The sequence below is a fragment of the Nocardioides sp. Z40_12 genome, assembly GCF_058215795.1.
Genome location: NZ_JBZAJA010000001.1, coordinates 631,197 through 648,238 on the forward strand (window position 1 = coordinate 631,197; position 17,042 = coordinate 648,238).

The window sequence follows — 17,042 nt, forward strand, 5'->3', positions numbered from 1 at the left end:
CCGATCGTAGGCTGATCGACGTGAACCACGGGCAGCTCCCCCGAGATCCGGTCCCCGGGTCGGTCCGCCTCGCCAAGGTCGCGCTGCGCGACCAGGTCCTGGCGGCCCGGCGGCGACGCCCGCTGCTGGAGTCGGCGCAGGAGTCGGTGCGGCTGGCCGCGCACCTCGCCGCACTCCCCGCGGTACGCCGGGCGGCGAGCGTGGCGGCCTACGTCTCGACCGGGCGCGAGCCCGGCACCGGGGCCCTGCTCGAGACCCTGCGCGCGGCCGGCACCCGGGTGCTGCTCCCGGTGCTGCTGCCCGACGGCGACCTGGACTGGGCGACCTACGCCGGCCCCGGCTCGCTGGCGCCGGCCACCCGCGGGCTGCTGGAGCCCGGGGGTCCGCGGCTGGGGGTGGAGGCGGTGGCGGGTGCCGACGCGGTGCTGGTGCCGGGACTGGCGGTCTCCGAGGACGGGATGCGCCTGGGCCGCGGGGGCGGCTCCTACGACCGGGCGCTGGCCAGGGTGCCGGTCGACGTGCTCACCTGCGTGCTGCTGCACCCCGACGAGGTCGGGCTGCCGGTGCCGGCGGAGCCGCACGACCGGCCGGTGCGGGCGGTGGCCACCCACGAGGGCGTGCGACTGCTCAGTCCTCCTGCCGGTCGCCCGGGGTGAGCACGAGCCGCTCCCGGCTCGCCGCGTGGACCGCGTCGTGCGACGACGGCCACGGCAGCGTCCGCCCGTCGACGAAGAGCTCGGTCTGGTCGACGTAGTGCCCGCTGGCCGGGTGGCCGGAGACCCCGGTGAGGCTGATCCACCGGGACTCGTCCAGGTCGGCCAGGGAGACCACCATCCGCATCGACGGCGCGGAGGTGACGGCGTAGCCCTCGGACGCGTCCCAGCCGGTGGCGTTGACCACCGACGACCCGCCGCCGACCTGGTAGCCGGTCCGGTTGAACAGCCGCTCCACCGGCGCGACGCCGGAGGTGCCGAGGGTCTGGTTGCGCAGGTCCAGCCGGTGCAGGTGACCCCAGCTCCACTCCCAGGGGCGCACCGACTGCCGGCGAGTCATCTCGTCGCGGGCGTCGACCAGCGCCTGGCGCAGCACGTCCTCGCGGACCTCGCGGACGTCCTCGGTGGTCCGGTCGTCCCACAGCGGGTGGGCCGGCTCAGCGAGGAGTCGCTCGACCACCCTGAACCAGCGGTCGCCGCCGGCGGGGTGGATCCGGGCCCGCAGGTCGTCGTGGAAGGCCTCGCGCAGCACGTTGGACCACACCACGTTGAAGTAGGCGGCCGCGGGGCTGTCGGCGGAGTCCTGGAGGTCCCAGTCACGCAGCAGGTCGACCCCGTCGCGCAGGTACTGGGTCTCGAGCCCCGTCACCTCCAGCAGGTAGGGGACGAGGACCTCGGCCATCGGGTTGTGCTCGTCGGTCTGCAGGTCGACCATCGTCTCGACCGTCACCTCCTCCTCCGACTCCAGCAGCGTCCGGATCCGCTCGGACCGGTAACCGTGGTCCCAGTCGTCGGTCAGGTGGTAGGGGTAGCCGGGTCCGACGACGGCCTGGTTGGCGGTGACCACGAACCCCTCCTCGGGGTTGAGCACCGAGGGCAGGGCGTCGAACGGCACGTGGTCGCCGGTCCAGTCGTTCTCGGGCAGCCAGCCGGCTGCGGGGGTCCGGCCGTCGTGGCCTGGCCGGCGGATCGGGACCAGCCCGGGGGCCTGGTAGCCGATGTTGCCCTCGGTGTCGGCGTAGACGAGGTTCTGGGCCGGGACCGCGAACCGGGCGGCCGCCTCCCGGAAGGAGGCCCAGTCCGAGGCGCGGTTGAGGTCGAGGATGGCGTCGGCGGTGGTGCTCGGCTCCAGCGCCGTCCAGGACAGGGCCACGGCGTACCCCTCGACGGGGGGCTCCTCGCCCCGGCCCCGGTCCTCGGCCGCGGCGTTGGCGCCGACCGAGCTGGCCTCCTGCGACACGTCGGAGATCAACGGGCCGTGCTTGGTGCGCCGCACCCGGAGGGTGAAGTCCTTGCCGTCGCGCACCCGGATCGTCTCCTCGTGCACCTCCAGCGGACGCTGCCGGCCCGCGTAGGTCCAGTTGTCGCCCTGCACCTTCTCCAGGTAGAGGTCGGTGACGTCGGGGCCGAGGTTGGTGAAGCCCCAGGCGATGTCGGCGTTGTGGCCGATGACCACCCCGGGCACCCCGGAGAAGGTGAAGCCGGAGACGTCGAGGGTGCAGTCCGGGGTCGCCTCCCGGCAGTGCAGCCCCATCTGCATCCAGATGCCCGGCAGGCTCACCCCCAGGTGCGGGTCGTTGGCCAGCAGCGGCTTCCCGGTCGCGGAGCGCTCACCGGAGACCACCCACGAGTTGGAGCCCAGGCCGTCGCCGCGGCCCAGCAGGACCGGGAGCGCGGAGAGCGCCTCGTCGACGCGCTCCAGCGTCGCCACCGCCGCGGGGTCGGCGGCCGGGCCCGAGATCCCGGCCTGCTCGGGGCCGTCTCCGGCGCCCCGGAAGACCCCGCCGACCACCCGGCCCCCGGTCACGATCGGCGCGTGCCGCTGCGCGTCGTACGGCGGGTGCAGCCGGTCGACCACCTCGGCCGGGTTGTCCAGGGAGGCGACGACCCGGTCGATCTCCTCGCCCATGTTGCCGCGCAGGTCCCAGGCCATGGCCTTGAGCCAGGCCAGGGAGTCGACCGGCGTCCACGGCCGCGGCCGGTAGTTGAGCCCGGTCAGGCCCAGCACCGTGTACTCGACCGAGATGCGGGTCGGCGAGTGCTGGTCGAGGTAGGCGTTGACCCCGGCCGCGTAGGACTCCAGCGCCTCCCGGGTCTCGCCGGAGACCAGGTTGACCTCGCGCTCCGCCACCCGGCGCCAGCCCATGGTGCGGATGTACTTGTCGGTCTCCAGAGCCGTCTCGCCGAAGAGCTCGGCGAGACGGCCGGCGGTGACGTGCCGGCGGACGTCCATCTCGAAGAAGCGCTCCTGGGCGTGCACGTAGCCCTGGGCCCGGAGCAGGTCGTCGTCGGAGTCGGCGTAGAGCTGGGGGATGCCGTGCGCGTCTCGCAGCACCTCGACCTCGGCCACGAGCCCGGGCAGCTCGAGCTCGCCCTCGGTCTGCGGCAGGGGGCGGCGGACCATCACCGCCGCCACGGCGACGAGGGCCACCAGGACCAGCACCAGCGCGGCCGCGGTGTAGGTCATCAGCCGGGCCCAGCGCGGCCAGGCCAGGAACGCGTGCCAGCGGGAGGCGGGTTGGTCGGGGGCCGTGCTCTCGTCGCTCATCGGGGAGCCATTGTGCCGCCTCCAGGTGACGTAAACTCTGCGCCGTGCCGACCTACCAGTACGCCTGCACCGAGTGCGGGCACGCTTTCGAGCAGTTCCAGAGCTTCAGCGACGACGCGCTGACCGACTGCCCCCAGTGCGAGGGGCGCCTGCGCAAGGTGTTCAACGCCGTGGGCGTGGTCTTCAAGGGGTCCGGTTTCTACCGGACCGACAGCCGCGGCGGCTCGGGCTCGACGACGTCCACGGCCCCGGACTCCGCCAAGTCCACCCCCGCCGCGGCCTCCTCGTCGACCTCCTCGAGCTCGTCGACCGACTCCTCGTCCTCGTCGTCCGGCTCCTCGTCCGCCACCTCCACCAGCACGACCTCCTGAACCCGACGGGCCGCTGAGACCCGGCCCGCCTGTGCACGGAGCCGGGGCCGGTGACCCCTGTGCGCTCCCGCGTCCGGGCCGGCGCGGGGGCGCCTAGCGTCGGCGGCATGCCTGCGTCCCTGCCTTCGCGCCGACGGGCCGACCTGCTCCGCGGCCGCCTGCGCCGGTGGCTGCGCACCCGGGTGCTGGCCCACCGCCGGGTCCTGGCCGCCGCCTGCCTGGCCCTGGCCGTCGGCGCCGCGCTCCGGGCGGCCGCCCCACCGCCGCCGGCCACCGAGCCGGTGGTCGTCGCGGCGCGCGACCTGGTCTCCGGCACCGTCCTGGAGGCCGACGACCTGGTGACGGCGCACTGGCCCGCCGGCACCCGGCCCGCTTCCCCCGCGCTCCGGCCGGTCGGCCGGACCCTGGCCGCGCCCGTGCGGCGCGGCGAGCCGCTCACCGACCTGCGACTCACCGCCCCCACCCTGCTGGAGGGCTACCCGGGCCTGGTCGCGCTCCCGGTCCGCCTCCCCGACGCCGCCGCGGTGGCGCTGCTCCGGGTCGGCGACGAGGTCGACCTGGTGGCCACCGACGCCGAGTCGGCCAGCGCCGAGGTGGTCGCCGTCGGCTCCCCGGTGCTGGCGCTCCCCCTCCCCGACCCCTCCGGCGCCGGGGAGGCGACGGTCGGGCGGCTGGTGGTGCTCGGTCTGACCCCGGCCCAGGTGCGCAGCGTCAGCGTCGCGGCCGCGCAGCGGTTCCTGACCCCCGTCTTCTCGCGTAGCGTGGCAGGCCCGGCCCCCGGACCCGAGGAGCGACCATGACCGGCTTCAAGAACTTCATCATGAAGGGCAACCTGGTCGAACTGGCCGTCGCCTTCATCATGGCGACGGCGTTCGCCGCGGTGGTCACCGCCACCGTCGACCTGCTGATGGACCTGATCGGCAAGGTCGGCGGGACCCCGGACTTCTCCGACTACTCACCCGGCGGCGTCTCGGTGGGCGCCTGGCTCACCGCGCTGATCTCGTTCGTGATCCTGGCCGCGGTGGTCTACTACGCGATCGTGCTGCCCTACACGAAGGCGCAGGAGCGCTTCTTCCCCAAGAAGGAGAGCGACGAGGGCACCCCGGCCGACGTCGCGCTGCTGGAGGAGATCCGCGACCTGCTGCGGGCCCGCAACGGCGGCGTCTGAGCCAAGCTCAGCCGCCGTGGTGCGGCGGCACCTGAGCGCGGAGCCAGGCGTCGGACGACGCCTCGGCGCCCGCGGCCGGCGTCTCCTCGTCGCGCTCGTCGGAGGTGGTCTCGGGGAGCACGTCGCCGAAGACCTGCGCCAGGCGGCGCCGGCGCACCCACTCGGGCTCCGGGTCGCCGTGGCGGGCGGCGTCGGCGCTCACGCGCAGAGGCCTTCCTCACGAGCGCTCTCGATCTCCTCCTCGCTCGGCCCCTGCGTCACGCTGGGGGACGGGCTCGGGATCTGAGTCTCGGTGGGCGTCGGGGTGGGCTCGTCGCTGGGCTCGTCGGTCGGCTCGTCGCTGGGCGCGTCGGTCGGCTCCTCGGAGGGCGTGGCCGTCGGCGTCTGACCGGGCGGGGCGGCCGCGTTGATCGCACCCTCGCTCTGGCTGCGGGTCAACGGCTTGTCCTTGGCGATCTTGCGCCAGAGCTTCTTCGCCTCGGGCTTCCAGACGACGCGACCCAGGTAGTCGGGACGCTGGTCGTACTCCCACGGGACGGTGAGGAACTGGACCTTGTCCAGCCCGACGTCCTGCAGGCTCATGCCCAGGCCGCCGATCTTGGTGAGGTTGCTGAGACCGGGCGAGACCGTGAGCGACGCGGTGGCGGCGTCGAGGAAGCTGATCAGCCGGTCGGGCCGGGTCAGGGTGCCCTTGGAGACGACCTTGTTGACCATCGAGGCGATGAAGTTCTGCTGGCGCTTGATCCGCCCGATGTCGGACCCGTCGCCCAGGGTGGCCCGGACGCGGACGTAGTTGAGCGCGTCGTCGCCCTTGAGGACCCGGTCCTCGCCACCCTTGATGAAGATGTTGTGCGCGGGGTCGTTGATGTCCTCGGGGATGCAGACCGGGACGCCGTCGACGGCGTCCACCATGTCCTTGAAGCCCGCGAAGTCGACGACCACGAAGTCGTCGAGCACGATGCCGGTCGTCTGCTCGAACTGCTCGACGGTGCACGCCTCGCCACCCAGGGCGTAGGCGGCGTTCCACATCTGGTCGTCGCCGCCGGCGATGTCGTCGTCCTTGCCGCAGTCGGGGCGGGTCACCAGGGAGTCGCGTGGGATGGAGACCCCGTAGGCACGTCGGCGGTCCTCGGAGATGTGCAGCAGGATGGTGGTGTCGGAGACGCCTCCGCCGGCCTCGCCGTCGATCTTGTTGTCCTCGCCGTCCCGGGTGTCCGAGCCGAGGACCAGGATGTTGAGCGCGCCCTTGGGGCCGAGGTCCTCCGGTCGGTCGTCGACCTCGTCGAACCCCTCGGAGACGGTGATGTTGCCGTTGAGGTGGCGGTAGATGAAGGCGACGGAGAGGCCGGTGACCAGGCCGAGGACCACCAGCGAGGCCAGCAGCACGGTGCCCACGGTGTGCTTCTTCTTGCCCTTGCCCTTCCGCTTGCCGGCCTCGGTGGAGGAGTCGTCGCCGCTCTCGGGGCCGGCACCCGCCGGCGGGACCCCGACGGGCTCGTCGGCTGACGTCTCGTCGGACACTGGCACCTCGTGATGGTTAAGCGACGGACGGTCCGGGCGGACCGACGCGGAAAATCTACTGGAAGCAAACTACTCGACCCCGGCCATTCTCCGCGCGCGGCGGGTTCTGGAGCAAATGACGCCCGCGCCACCCCGGGCCGGCCTGTCACGATGGGGCGGTGACTGCGACCCGCGACCTCGACCTCGTCCTGCTCGGCGCCACCGGCTTCACTGGCGGGCTGACCGCCGACTACCTCGCGGCGCACGCCCCGCGGGACCTGCGATGGGCCCTGGCGGGCCGCTCCCGGGAACGGCTGGAGGCGGTGCGGTCCCGGTTGGCCGCCGACCACCCGCACCTGGCCGACCTCGAGCTGGTGGTCGCCGACTCGACCGACGAGACCGCCCTGGCCCGCCTCGCGGCCTCGACCCGGCTGATCGCGACCACGGTCGGGCCCTTCCTCCGGCACGGCGACCCGCTGGTCGCCGCCTGCGCCGCCGCGGGCACCGACTACGTCGACATCACCGGCGAGCCGGAGTTCGTGGACCGGAGCTACCTGGCCCACCACGCGACCGCGGTGGAGTCCGGGGCCCGCCTGGTGCACGCCTGCGGCTTCGACTCGATCCCCCACGACCTCGGCGCCCTCTTCACCGTCTCGCAGCTGCCCGACGACGTCCCGATCACCCTGCGCGGCGTGGTGCGCTCCAGCGGCACCTTCTCCGGCGGCACCTTCCACTCGGCCCTCGAGGCGATGTCGCGGATGAAGGAGTCGGCGCGGGTGGCGAGCCGCCGGCGGCGGGCCGAGGGGCGTCCGGCGGGTCGGTCCTCGCGGGCGGTGGCCGGCCGGCCGCACCGCGACCCGGCGCTCGGCTACTGGCTGCTGCCGCTGCCCACGCTCGACCCGGCGGTGGTCGCGCGCAGCGGGGCGGCGCTGCCCGCCTACGGCCCCCGGTTCGTCTACTCGCACTACGCCGGGACCAGGACGCTGCGCTTCGCCGCCGTGGGCGCCGTCGCCGTCGGCGGCCTGGCCCTCGGCGCCCAGGTGCCGCCGCTGCGACGCCGGCTGCTCTCCCGGGTGGCCCAGGGCGAGGGGCCCGACCGGGCCCGGCGCGCCCGGGCCTGGTTCACCGTGGACTTCGTCGCCGAGACCGAGCCGGCCGCACCCGGCGACGCGCCGCACCGGGTGCGGACCCGGGTCAGCGGCGGGGACCCGGGTTACGACGAGACGGCGAAGATGCTGGCGGAGTCCGCGATGTGCCTGCTGCTCGACGACAACCCGCCGACCAGCGGCCAGGTGACCACCGCCCAGGCCATGGGCACGCGCCTCACCGAGCGACTCCAGGCCGCGGGGATGCGCTTCGAGGTGGTCAAGGACTGACGTCGTCGCGGACCAGTCGCGGGCCGGTGCGGCGAGCCACCTCGGCCTCGGCCCGGGTGACCATCGGGTCGCCGGGGCCCCAGGTCGACCGGGCGTGGTCGCCGACCTGCCGGGCGACGTCGCGTTGGGCCGCGCGATGGGCGGCGAGCAGGCGGCGTCGCAGCTCCGCCCTACCGGGGAGCTGCGCCGGGCCGAAGTCGGCGTCGAGCAGGACCCCGGAGGCGGTGACCGTCACCGTGACGCCCTCGCAGGTGCCGGTGCCGCGCACCGCGCCGAGCTCCTCGCGCAGCACCGAGGCCTGACGGAGCCGGGCGATGGCCGCCTCGGTCTGCGCCTCGATGGTGGCGATCACGTCTGCCGCACGACCTGCCTGACTGCTCATGACCCCACAGTTGCGCAAACCGCCCCGGGGTGGGGCGGTTTGCGCAGAAAGGGGCGGACGCCTCAGCCGGCGAGCTCGGCGGCCGCGTCCTGGCCGCGCTCGACGACCTGGATCTTGCGGGGCTTGGCGCGCTCGGCGACCGGCACCAGGAGGCGGAGGACGCCGTCGGCGTAGGAGGCCTCGATCCGCTCCAGGTCGAGGTTGTCGCCGAGCACCAGCTGGCGGCTGAAGACCCCGCGGGGGCGCTCGGAGGCGAGCATCTCCCAGTCGCCGTTGCGGGCCACCCGCTCGGCGCGCACGGTGAGCACGTTGCGCTCGATGTCGAGATCGATCGACTCCTTGGCGATCCCGGGCAGGTCGAACTCGATGACGAACCTATCCCCCTCGCGCCAGGCGTCCATCGGCATCACCGCGGGCCGGTTGGTGGTGCCCAGCAGCTGCTGGGTCAGGCGGTCGAAGTCGCGGAACGGGTCGGTGTTGCGGAGCAGCATGATGGGATCCTCCTCACGGGATCTGTAATGGCGAATGCATATTTCTTAACACACCAGTTAGAGTTGAGCAAGACCCCCTCACCGGGAAGGAGAACCGTCCTGCCTGCCTCGTCCACCGGCGTGTACGCCATCTCCGTGGCCGCCTCGATGGTCTCGATGGAGATCGCCAACCTGCGCGTCTACGAGCGACGCGGGCTGATCGAGCCCGCCCGCACCTCGGGCGGCACCCGGCTCTACAGCACCGAGGACATCGAGACGCTGCACCGGATCCGCGAGCTGCTGGGCGAGGGGCTCAACCTGGCGGGGATCGCCAAGGTCCTCGAGCTCGAGGAGGAGGTCCGCCGGCTGCGCGCCCGTCTCGACGGGGGCTGAGCGAGGGCGGGCTGGCCTGACGGGGTGCCCCAGGCAAGAGTCGAACTTGCGACCTTTCGCTTAGGAGGCGGCTGCTCTATCCACTGAGCTACTGGGGCGTGGTCCTCATGGACCGGAGAACATCTTGGCATGTCCGCCCGGACACCGCGCGGCGTACCCTCGAGGCATGTGCCGCAACATCCGCCCGCTCAACAACTTCGCGCCGCCCGCCACGGACGACGAGGTGGCGGCCGCCGCACTGCAGTACGTGCGCAAGGTCAGCGGCGCCACCCGCCCGTCGGCAGCCAACCAGGAGGCCTTCGACCGCGCCGTCGCCGAGGTCGCCGAGGTCACCCGCCGGCTCGTCGACTCCTTGGTCACCACCGCCCCGCCCAAGGACCGCGACGTCGAGGCCGCCAAGGCGCGGGCCAGGGCGCAGCTGCGGTACGCCACGTGACCTGGCAGGCCGCTCTCGACCTGCTCGCCGGGCGGCCGCTGGTGGTGCTGACCGGCGCCGGCCTCTCCACCGACTCCGGGATCCCCGACTACCGCGGGCCGGGCTCGCGGCCCCGCGCGCCGATGACCTACCAGGAGTTCGTCGCGACCCCCCGGGCCAGGCAGCGCTACTGGGCCCGTAGCCACCTGGGGTGGGGCCTGATGCGGCATGCGCAGCCGAACGCCGGCCACCGCGCCGTCGCCGCCCTGGAGCCCCAGCTGCTCATCACCCAGAACGTCGACGGGCTGCACGAGGCGGCCGGCACCCGGCGCACCGTCGCCCTGCACGGGCGGATCTCCGAGGTGGTCTGCCTGGGCTGCCGGCGCACGACGAGCCGCGCCGCGCTCCAGGAGCGGCTCGAGGAGGCCAACCCCGGGTGGCGGCGACGGCACGCCTCGCTGGCGGCCAACCCCGACGGCGACGTCGAGCTCGACGAGACCGGCGACTTCGTGGTCCCCGGCTGCCTCGACTGCGGCGGGGACGTCAAGCCCGACGTCGTCTTCTTCGGCGAGAACGTCCCCGCGCCCCGGGTCGCCCGGTGCTACGCCGCGGTGGAGGCGCTCGCCGGGACCGGTGGGGCGCTGCTCGTGGCCGGTTCCTCGCTCACGGTGATGAGCGGGCTGCGCTTCGTCAGGCGGGCCGCCCGCGAGGGGGTACCGGTGGTGATCGTCAACCGCGGCGCCACCCGGGGCGACGAGCTGGCCTCCTGCACCGTGGCGGCCGGGTGCAGCGAGTTCCTCACCGCGCTGGCCGGGAGCCGGCTCAGTCCCGCAACAGCCAGCTGACCTCGGTCACCATCTGCGCGGGGTCGGCGTCCGGCGAGGGCTGGGTCAGGTAGGACTCCCACATCACCTCGTCGAGCTGCACGCCGTGCCGGTGGGCGAAGGCGACCAGCCGCTCGTAGGTCTCCGGCAGCCGGTCGTAGGCGCCCAGGTGCAGGACCCGCGCCACCCGCCCGCCCGGCAGCTCGCCGCCGACGACCGGCCCGGCGCTGCGGACCGGGCGCTGGACCGGGTAGCCGACGGCCACGTCGGCGGTGTGGGTCGGCGCGCCGTAGTAGACCGCGACCGCGGCCGCGGTGCGTCCCACCTGCTGGCGCGCCAGCTCGTCGGCGACCGCGGCGTACCCCCGGTCGAACAGGCCGGTGAGCTCGCTCGTCGGGACGGTCTCGCGCAGCAGCGCGACCGACACCGCCTCGACCTGCACGATCTCGGGCTCTGCTCCTGGCTCCGGCATGGTTCCTCTCCTCCTGCAGGGAACGGGGGGACGGGATCGTTGCGGGGGGATCAGGGCGCGCCGGGCACGACCGCGGGGACCTCGGTGGAGGTGACGAAGATGTGGTCGGCGGCCTCGAGGTCGATCTCGCAGGTCTCGCCACCGGAGCCGACCAGCACGCCCTCGGTGGTCGCCACGACCACCACCGTCTTGTCGGGCAGCGCCCCCACGCGGCGCAAGGCGCTCATCAGCCCTTCGTCCTTCTGCAGCTCCTCGGAGATCCGGCGCACCAGCACCCGGCCCTCCTCGAAGCCGGCCATCTTGGACAGCGGCACCACGCCCTCCATGAAGTGCTCGCCCGCGCTCTCCTGCCCCAGCTCGTCGAGGCCCGGGATCGGGTTGCCGTACGGCGACTCCGTGGGGTGGTCCAGCAGCTCGATGAGCCGGCGCTCCACCGTCTCGGACATCACGTGCTCCCAGCGGCAGGCCTCGGCGTGCACGAGCTCCCAGTCGAGGCCGATGACGTCGGTCAGCAGCCGCTCGGCCAGCCGGTGCTTGCGCATCACCCGGGTGGCCAGCCGCAGGCCCTGCTCGGTGAGCTCGAGGTGGCGGTCGCCCTCGACGGTGAGCAGCCCGTCGCGCTCCATCCGCGCCACCGTCTGGGAGACGGTCGGCCCGCTCTGGTGCAGCCGCTCGGCGATCCGCGCGCGCAGGGGGACGATCCCCTCCTCCACGAGCTCGTAGATGGTGCGCAGATACATCTCGGTGGTGTCGATGAGGTCGCTCACGGGGCCCATTCTGTCCCATCGGCCCTGAAGGTGGCAGGGTGGCGTTGTGAGCGAGCTGATCGTCCCGCACCGTTTCTGCGGCCCCTCCGGATCCGGCAACGGCGGCTGGACCGCCGGCGCGCTGGCCTCGCGCCTGGGCCCCGCCCGGTCGCGGGCGCGCAGCGACGCCTGGCACCCGGTCCGGGTCAGGCTGCGGATGCCCCCGCCCCTCGACGTGCCCCTGCGCGTGGCGGAGCAGGAGGCCGGCGACGCGGTGGGCGCCGTGCTCCTCGACCCGGCCGGGCAGGTGGTCGCCGAGGCCGCCCTGGTGGAGGCCGGCGACGGCGACCTGGCGCCGGTGCCGCCGGTCCCGGCCGAGGCCGCCCGGTCCGCGGAGGCGGCGTTCGAGGGCCTGGACGCCCACCCCTTCCCTCGCTGCTTCGCCTGCGGCCCCGCCCGGGAGCCCGGCGAGGGCCTGCGGATCTTCCCCGGCCCGGTGCCGGGCCACGACGGCCCCCACGGGCCGGTGGTCGCCGCGACCTGGACCCCCGACCCCAGCCTGGCCGACGGGGCGCCTCCCGCTCCCGACGGCGAGCACCGGGCCGCCCTGGCGCCGACCTGGGCGGCCCTCGACTGCCCGGGGGCCTGGGGCGCCGGCATGGCCGGCCGGACGATGGTGCTGGGCACCATGACGGCGCGGATCGACGCCCTCCCGGTGATCGGCGAGCCGCACGTGGTCGTCGGGGAGGGTCGTGGCAGCCAGGGGCGCAAGACCTTCACCGCCTCCACCCTCCACGACTCCGACGGGCGGGTGGTCGCGGTGGCCGAGCACGTGTGGATCACCGTCGACTCAAAGACCTCGAGATGAGCGAGGCCGACGCGGCCTGGTGGCGCGAGGCGGTCGTCTACCAGGCCTACGTGCGCAGCTTCGCCGACAGCGACGGCGACGGCGTGGGCGACCTGCCGGGGATCACCTCCCGGCTCCCGCACCTGCGCGACCTCGGGGTCGACGCGGTGTGGCTCACCCCCTTCTACCGCTCCCCGCAGCGCGACCACGGCTACGACGTCTCCGACTACCGCGACGTCGACCCGCTCTTCGGCCGGCTCGCCGACGCCGACGAGCTGCTGGACCGCGCCCACTCGCTCGGCCTGCGGGTGGTCATCGACCTGGTCCCCAACCACACCTCCGACGCCCATCCGTGGTTCGTGGAGGCGCTCGACTCCGAGCCGGGCTCCGCGGCCAGGGGCCGCTACCTCTTCCGCACCGGGCGCGGCGCCGGGGCCGGTGAGCCGCCCAACAACTGGGAGTCCGTCTTCGGTGGCCCCGCCTGGACCCGGGTGAGCGGCCCCGAGGGCCCCACCGACCAGTGGTACCTGCACCTGTTCGACTCCACCCAGCCCGACCTCGACTGGCGCAACCCGGAGGTCGGCGACATGTTCGAGGAGGTGCTGCGGTTCTGGCTCGACCGGGGCGCCGACGGGTTCCGCGTCGACGTGGCCCACGGCCTCTACAAGGTGGAGTCGCTGCGCGACCAGGAGCGCTCCGCCGACGAGATGGAGCGCCTGGCCGAGCACCACGAGATGGTCGAGCGGACCCTGGCCGACGAGCCGATGTGGGACCAGCCCGAGGTGCACGAGGTCTTCCGGCGGTGGGCCCGGGTGCTCGACGAGTACGGCCCCGACCGGATGGCCGTGGCGGAGGCCTGGACCCAGACTCCCGAGTCGCTGGCCCGCTTCGTGCGACCCGACGAGCTCGATCAGGCCTTCAACTTCTCCTGGCTGCTGGCGCCGTGGTCGGCGCGCGCCTTCGCCGACGTCATCACCGGCACCCTCGCGGCGGTGGCGCCCGTCGGTGCCGCGCCGACGTGGGTGCTGAGCAACCACGACGTGGTCCGGCACCCCACCCGCTACGGCGGCGGGCCTCGCGGGCTGGCCCGCGCCCGGGCGGCGACCTGCGCGATGCTGGCCCTGCCCGGCTCCTCCTACCTCTACCAGGGCGAGGAGCTCGGTCTCGAGCAGGTCGAGGTCGCACCGGAGCACCGGCGCGATCCCTCGTGGTTCCGGACCGGCGAGCCGGGCCGGGACGGCTGCCGGGTGCCGATCCCCTGGTCCGGCCAGGCGCCCCCCTACGGTTTCGGCCCCGAGGGCAGCAGCCCGTGGATCCCCCAGCCCGCGGACTGGGCTCCGCTCACCGTGGCCGCGCAGAGCGGCGTCCCGGGCTCGACGCTGGAGTTCTACCGGACCCTGCTGGCCGCCCGTCGCGAGCACGCCCTGGGCGCGGGCGACGAGGTCGAGCTGCTCGCCCCGCTGCCCGGCTGGGGCGAGGACGTCCTCGCCTTCCGCCGGGGCTCCCTCACGGTGGTGCTCAACTGCGGCGAGGTCACGGTGCCGCTCCCCGCCGGTGAGCCGTTGGTGGCCTCCGGCGACCTGGCCCCCGACGGCCTGCCCGCCGACACCGCGGTCTGGCTGCGCTGAGCCGACCCGGGGTCACCCGGTCAGATGGGGGCCTTCCAGGGCCTCGTTGTAGTGCCGGAGCTGGACGACGACGTCGGCGAGCGCCGCGTCGTCCCACTCCCCCAGGCGCTCGCGCAGCAGCTCGCGCCTGGCCAGCGAGACCTTCTCCATCTCCTCGCGCGCCGTGTCGGTGGGCGTCAGGATGCTCGCCCGGCGGTCCTCGGGGTCGGGGTCGCGGACGACCAGGCCCAGGTCGACCAGCTGCTGGACCTGCCGGCTCACCGCGCCCTTGTCGAGGTCGAGGACGTCGGAGACCACCGAGGAGCGCAGCGGGCCCTCCGAGACCAGCAGCCTCAGGATCAGGTACGCCGCCGGCTGCAGGCCGGGGGCGACCAGTCGGGCCCGCAGCGCGATCGCCCGGCGGGTCCGCCGCAGCAGGATCCCGACCTCCCGCTCCAGGGCGTCGAACGTGTCGGCCTGGATCTGCGGGCCGGAGACCCCCGCCCGGCCCGCGTCCGTCACGACCGGCGCTCGTCGGTGAGCTCGAGCTCGGCGCGGACCTCCGGGGAGAGCTCGTCCTCGCGCAGGATCGTCTCGCGCAGCGGGACCTCCTTGATCAGCAGCACACAGACCAGGGCGACCACCGCGAACGGGACGGCCACCAGGAAGAGGTGGGCGGAAGCCTCGCCGAACGCCGCCTGGAAGACCTCGCGGACAGGTCCGGGCAGGGTGTCGAGGTCCGGGATCGAGTGGCTCGACTCCTCCCCGCCCCGGACACCGAGCCGGCTGAGCCCCGCCTGGACCTCGTCGGCGACCTGGTGTGCCAGGACCGCGCCGAGGACGGAGACGCCGGCGGAGCCGCCGATGGAGCGGAAGAACGCCACCAGCGAGGAGGCCGCGCCCATGTCGGCGCTGGAGGTGTTGTTCTGCACCGCGAGCACCAGGTTCTGCATGGTGGCACCGATGCCGACCCCGAGGACGGCCATGAACAGGCCGACCCACACCAGCGAGGTGGACTCGTCGATCGTGGAGAGCAGCGCCAGCCCGGCGATGACGCCCACCATGCCGCCCACCAGGAACCGCTTCCAGCGGCCGGTGTCGCTGATGATCCGCCCCGAGACGATGCTGGAGACCAGCAGTCCACCGACCATGGCGATCGACATCAGGCCCGCCCGGGTGGGCGACATGCCGCGGGAGAGCTGGAAGTACTGGCTGAGGTAGACCGTCGAGCCGAACATGGCGACGCCGACCAGCACCGACGCGGCGGTGGCCAGGCTGGTGGTGCGGTCGCGGAACAGGCGCATCGGGATGATCGGCTCCGAGGCCACCTTGACCTCGACGACGACCGCGGCGACGACCAGCAGCACGCCGCCGCCGACCAGGAGGGCGCTGGTGCCGGAGAGCCAGGCGAACTGCGAACCGGCCAGGCTGACCCAGACCAGGAGGAGCGAGACCCCGGCCATGATCAGGGTCGCGCCGAGATAGTCGATGCGCACCTCACGCCGGGGGGCCCGCGGGAGCCGGAGGGTCTTCTGCAGCACCACGAAGGCGACGACCGCCACCGGCAGCCCCACGAAGAAGCACCAGCGCCACCCGAGGGTGTCGACCAGCACCCCGCCGATCAGCGGTCCGCTGACCGTGGAGAGGGCGAAGACCGAGCCGATGTAGCCGGCGTACCGGCCCCGCTCGCGGGGGCTCACCATGCTCGCGATCACCACCTGGACCAGCGCGGTGAGGCCGCCGACGCCGAGGCCCTGGAAGGCACGGGCGCCGATGAGCACCTCCATGGAGGGCGCGAACCCCGCCACCAGCGAGCCGGCGGAGAAGATCACCAGGGCCGCCTGCACCAGGACCTTCTTGTCGAAGAGGTCGGCGAGCTTGCCCCAGATCGGAGTAGTGGCCGTCATCGTCAGCAGGGTCGCCACGACCACCCAGGTGTAGCCGGTCTGGGTGCCCTCGAGGTCGGCGACGATGGCCGGGAGGGCGTTGGAGACGACGGTGCTGGACAAGATGGCCACGAACATGGCCAGCAGCAGGCCGGTCAGGGCCTCCAGCACCTGGCGATGCGTCATCTGGGGGGACTCGGTCACTGATCACTCCGAAGCGGGTAGCGGGTAGCCGGCCAGGATGACGACCGACTCGGGACAGAAGGTTGTCCGCAGCAACTTTATTCCGTGCGGGAAGGTCGACGCCCTGTACGGTGCAGGTCTCGCGCGATCCGCACATCGGCGGCCTGCGGCCCGCCGGTTCCTGTACCAAAGGGCTATGGCGAACATCCGGGTCTTCGTGCTCGACGACCACGAGATCGTGCGGCGAGGTCTCCGCAGCCTGCTCGAGGCCGAGGGCGACATCACCGTCGTCGGCGAGGCGGGCACCGTCCGAGAGGGCCTGAGCGCCATGCTCGCCGAGCACCCCGACGTGGCCCTGGTCGACGCCCGGCTCCCGGACGGCTCCGGGGTCGACGTGGTGCGTGACCTGCGGACCCAGGCCCCCCAGGTCCGCAGCCTGATGCTCAGCAGCTACGACGACGACGAGACGCTCTCGGCCGCCTTCTCGGCCGGGGTCGCCGGCTACGTGCTCAAGGAGATCGGCGCCCACTCGCTGCTCGAGGGGATCCGCAAGGTCGCGGCGGGCGAGTCGCTGGTGGCCCCCGCGGTCACCGCCCGGATCATGGAGCGGATGCGCGAGCAGAGCCGGGTCCAGCCCGATGAGGCGCTGGACAGGCTCACCGCCCAGGAGTCGCGCATCCTCGAGCTCATCGGAGAAGGCCTGACCAACCGGGAGATCGGCGAGCGGCTCTTCCTCTCCGAGAAGACGATCAAGAACAACGTCACCTCGGTGCTCTCCAAGCTCGGCGTGCAGCGCCGCACCCAGGCGGCCGTGCTCGCCTCCCGGCTCCGCGGCTGAGCCCAGGGGCTGCCCAGAGCGCTCAGAGGCGGCTCAGAGGCAGCTCAGAGCGTGAACGTGGAGACGCGCGCCTTCAGCTGAGCGGCCATCGAGGCGAGGTTCCGCGCGGCCTGCATGGTGTCGTTGACCCCCTGGCGGGTGTCCTCGGCGGCGGCGGCCACCTGGGAGACGTCGGCGGAGATCCCGGACGCCCCGCCGGCGGCGTCGGTGACGCTGCGGGCGATCTCGTTGGTGGTGGCCGTCTGCTCCTCCACCGCCGAGGCGATCGTGGTCTGGATGTCGTTGATCCGGCTGATCACGTCG

The 17,042-nt window shown here is 73.6% G+C and carries 20 protein-coding genes, 1 tRNA gene and 1 pseudogene; 11 read left to right on the top strand and 11 right to left on the bottom strand.

Features of this window, described 5'->3' with window-relative positions:
- The first annotated feature begins 20 nt into the window (after positions 1–20).
- Positions 21–656, top strand: a complete 636-nt coding sequence (locus AC4BG9_RS03010) for a 5-formyltetrahydrofolate cyclo-ligase (protein WP_490569595.1) — start codon at positions 21–23, stop codon at positions 654–656.
- Here the strand turns inward: AC4BG9_RS03010 and AC4BG9_RS03015 are convergent.
- Entirely contained in the window at positions 628–3,261 is a 2,634-nt protein-coding gene (locus AC4BG9_RS03015; RefSeq protein ID WP_490569596.1) for a penicillin acylase family protein, read from the bottom strand. The two genes, AC4BG9_RS03010 and AC4BG9_RS03015, sit on opposite strands and share 29 nt — an antisense overlap.
- Before the next feature lie 44 nt (positions 3,262–3,305).
- On the opposite strand from AC4BG9_RS03015, the gene AC4BG9_RS03020 reads away from it, so the two are divergent.
- The 3 genes from AC4BG9_RS03020 (at position 3,306) to AC4BG9_RS03030 (ending at position 4,800) form a co-directional block, all read left to right on the top strand.
- Positions 3,306–3,632, top strand: coding sequence for an FmdB family zinc ribbon protein (locus AC4BG9_RS03020; RefSeq protein ID WP_490569597.1), 327 nt, complete (start codon positions 3,306–3,308; stop codon positions 3,630–3,632).
- Between the two features lie 107 nt (positions 3,633–3,739).
- Positions 3,740–4,432: an SAF domain-containing protein gene (locus tag AC4BG9_RS03025; RefSeq protein ID WP_490569598.1), complete on the top strand. Its 693-nt coding sequence runs from the start codon at positions 3,740–3,742 to the stop codon at positions 4,430–4,432.
- Entirely contained in the window at positions 4,429–4,800 is a 372-nt protein-coding gene (locus tag AC4BG9_RS03030) for an MscL family protein (RefSeq protein WP_490569599.1), read from the top strand. Before AC4BG9_RS03025 ends, AC4BG9_RS03030 begins: the two co-directional genes overlap by 4 nt.
- 7 nt (positions 4,801–4,807) lie before the next feature.
- Here AC4BG9_RS03030 and AC4BG9_RS03035 read toward each other — a convergent pair whose 3' ends face one another.
- Together AC4BG9_RS03035 and AC4BG9_RS03040 are read right to left on the bottom strand one after the other, a co-directional pair.
- The gene (locus AC4BG9_RS03035; RefSeq protein ID WP_490569600.1) at positions 4,808–5,002 is read right to left on the bottom strand and encodes a hypothetical protein; all 195 of its coding nucleotides are present in this window, start codon (positions 5,000–5,002) and stop codon (positions 4,808–4,810) included.
- On the bottom strand, positions 4,999–6,327 hold the full coding sequence (locus tag AC4BG9_RS03040) for an LCP family glycopolymer transferase (RefSeq protein WP_490569601.1): 1,329 nt from the start codon (positions 6,325–6,327) through the stop codon (positions 4,999–5,001). The genes AC4BG9_RS03035 and AC4BG9_RS03040 overlap by 4 nt, the downstream gene beginning before the upstream one ends.
- 152 nt (positions 6,328–6,479) lie before the next feature.
- Between AC4BG9_RS03040 and AC4BG9_RS03045 the strand changes: the two genes are divergently transcribed.
- Entirely contained in the window at positions 6,480–7,676 is a 1,197-nt protein-coding gene (locus AC4BG9_RS03045; protein WP_490569602.1) for a saccharopine dehydrogenase family protein, read from the top strand.
- Here AC4BG9_RS03045 and AC4BG9_RS03050 read toward each other — a convergent pair.
- Together AC4BG9_RS03050 and AC4BG9_RS03055 are read right to left on the bottom strand one after the other, a co-directional pair.
- Positions 7,666–8,058, bottom strand: a complete 393-nt coding sequence (locus AC4BG9_RS03050) for a YbaB/EbfC family nucleoid-associated protein (RefSeq protein ID WP_490569603.1) — start codon at positions 8,056–8,058, stop codon at positions 7,666–7,668. The two genes, AC4BG9_RS03045 and AC4BG9_RS03050, sit on opposite strands and share 11 nt — an antisense overlap.
- A 62-nt stretch (positions 8,059–8,120) precedes the next feature.
- The gene (locus AC4BG9_RS03055; protein WP_490569604.1) at positions 8,121–8,549 is read right to left on the bottom strand and encodes an Hsp20/alpha crystallin family protein; all 429 of its coding nucleotides are present in this window, start codon (positions 8,547–8,549) and stop codon (positions 8,121–8,123) included.
- Positions 8,550–8,669: 120 nt separating this feature from the next.
- On the opposite strand from AC4BG9_RS03055, the gene AC4BG9_RS03060 reads away from it, so the two are divergent.
- On the top strand, positions 8,670–8,921 hold the full coding sequence (locus tag AC4BG9_RS03060; protein ID WP_490569605.1) for a MerR family transcriptional regulator: 252 nt from the start codon (positions 8,670–8,672) through the stop codon (positions 8,919–8,921).
- Positions 8,922–8,946: 25 nt separating this feature from the next.
- On the opposite strand, the gene AC4BG9_RS03065 is transcribed toward AC4BG9_RS03060, so the two are convergent.
- Positions 8,947–9,019: transfer RNA gene (locus AC4BG9_RS03065), tRNA-Arg, on the bottom strand.
- A gap of 68 nt (positions 9,020–9,087) precedes the next feature.
- Here AC4BG9_RS03065 and AC4BG9_RS03070 point away from each other — a divergent pair.
- Both AC4BG9_RS03070 and AC4BG9_RS03075 read left to right on the top strand, forming a co-directional pair.
- Complete coding sequence (locus tag AC4BG9_RS03070) at positions 9,088–9,357, top strand: DUF2277 domain-containing protein (RefSeq protein WP_490569606.1); 270 nt, start codon at positions 9,088–9,090, stop codon at positions 9,355–9,357.
- Positions 9,354–10,181, top strand: coding sequence for a Sir2 family NAD-dependent protein deacetylase (locus AC4BG9_RS03075; protein ID WP_490569607.1), 828 nt, complete (start codon positions 9,354–9,356; stop codon positions 10,179–10,181). Before AC4BG9_RS03070 ends, AC4BG9_RS03075 begins: the two co-directional genes overlap by 4 nt.
- Here the strand turns inward: AC4BG9_RS03075 and AC4BG9_RS03080 are convergent.
- Together AC4BG9_RS03080 and AC4BG9_RS03085 are read right to left on the bottom strand one after the other, a co-directional pair.
- Positions 10,159–10,632, bottom strand: a complete 474-nt coding sequence (locus AC4BG9_RS03080; protein WP_490569608.1) for a GyrI-like domain-containing protein — start codon at positions 10,630–10,632, stop codon at positions 10,159–10,161. The genes AC4BG9_RS03075 and AC4BG9_RS03080 overlap by 23 nt on opposite strands.
- A gap of 50 nt (positions 10,633–10,682) precedes the next feature.
- Entirely contained in the window at positions 10,683–11,399 is a 717-nt protein-coding gene (locus tag AC4BG9_RS03085) for an iron-dependent transcriptional repressor DtxR (protein WP_490569609.1), read from the bottom strand.
- Between the two features lie 46 nt (positions 11,400–11,445).
- Here AC4BG9_RS03085 and AC4BG9_RS03090 point away from each other — a divergent pair, with 46 nt between their 5' ends.
- Entirely contained in the window at positions 11,446–12,246 is an 801-nt protein-coding gene (locus AC4BG9_RS03090; protein ID WP_490569610.1) for a hypothetical protein, read from the top strand.
- Positions 12,243–13,853, top strand: a complete 1,611-nt coding sequence (locus tag AC4BG9_RS03095) for a glycoside hydrolase family 13 protein (protein ID WP_490569611.1) — start codon at positions 12,243–12,245, stop codon at positions 13,851–13,853. The genes AC4BG9_RS03090 and AC4BG9_RS03095 overlap by 4 nt, the downstream gene beginning before the upstream one ends.
- A gap of 12 nt (positions 13,854–13,865) precedes the next feature.
- Here AC4BG9_RS03095 and AC4BG9_RS03100 read toward each other — a convergent pair whose 3' ends face one another.
- Entirely contained in the window at positions 13,866–14,354 is a 489-nt protein-coding gene (locus AC4BG9_RS03100) for a MarR family winged helix-turn-helix transcriptional regulator (protein ID WP_490569612.1), read from the bottom strand.
- Complete coding sequence (locus AC4BG9_RS03105; protein ID WP_490569613.1) at positions 14,351–15,922, bottom strand: MDR family MFS transporter; 1,572 nt, start codon at positions 15,920–15,922, stop codon at positions 14,351–14,353. The genes AC4BG9_RS03100 and AC4BG9_RS03105 overlap by 4 nt, the downstream gene beginning before the upstream one ends.
- A 175-nt stretch (positions 15,923–16,097) precedes the next feature.
- Here AC4BG9_RS03105 and AC4BG9_RS03110 point away from each other — a divergent pair, with 175 nt between their 5' ends.
- The gene (locus AC4BG9_RS03110; RefSeq protein ID WP_490569614.1) at positions 16,098–16,739 is read left to right on the top strand and encodes a response regulator; all 642 of its coding nucleotides are present in this window, start codon (positions 16,098–16,100) and stop codon (positions 16,737–16,739) included.
- A 44-nt stretch (positions 16,740–16,783) separates the two neighbouring features.
- Here the strand turns inward: AC4BG9_RS03110 and AC4BG9_RS03115 are convergent.
- A pseudogene (locus tag AC4BG9_RS03115) lies at positions 16,784–17,042 on the bottom strand (methyl-accepting chemotaxis protein); the annotation flags it as partial.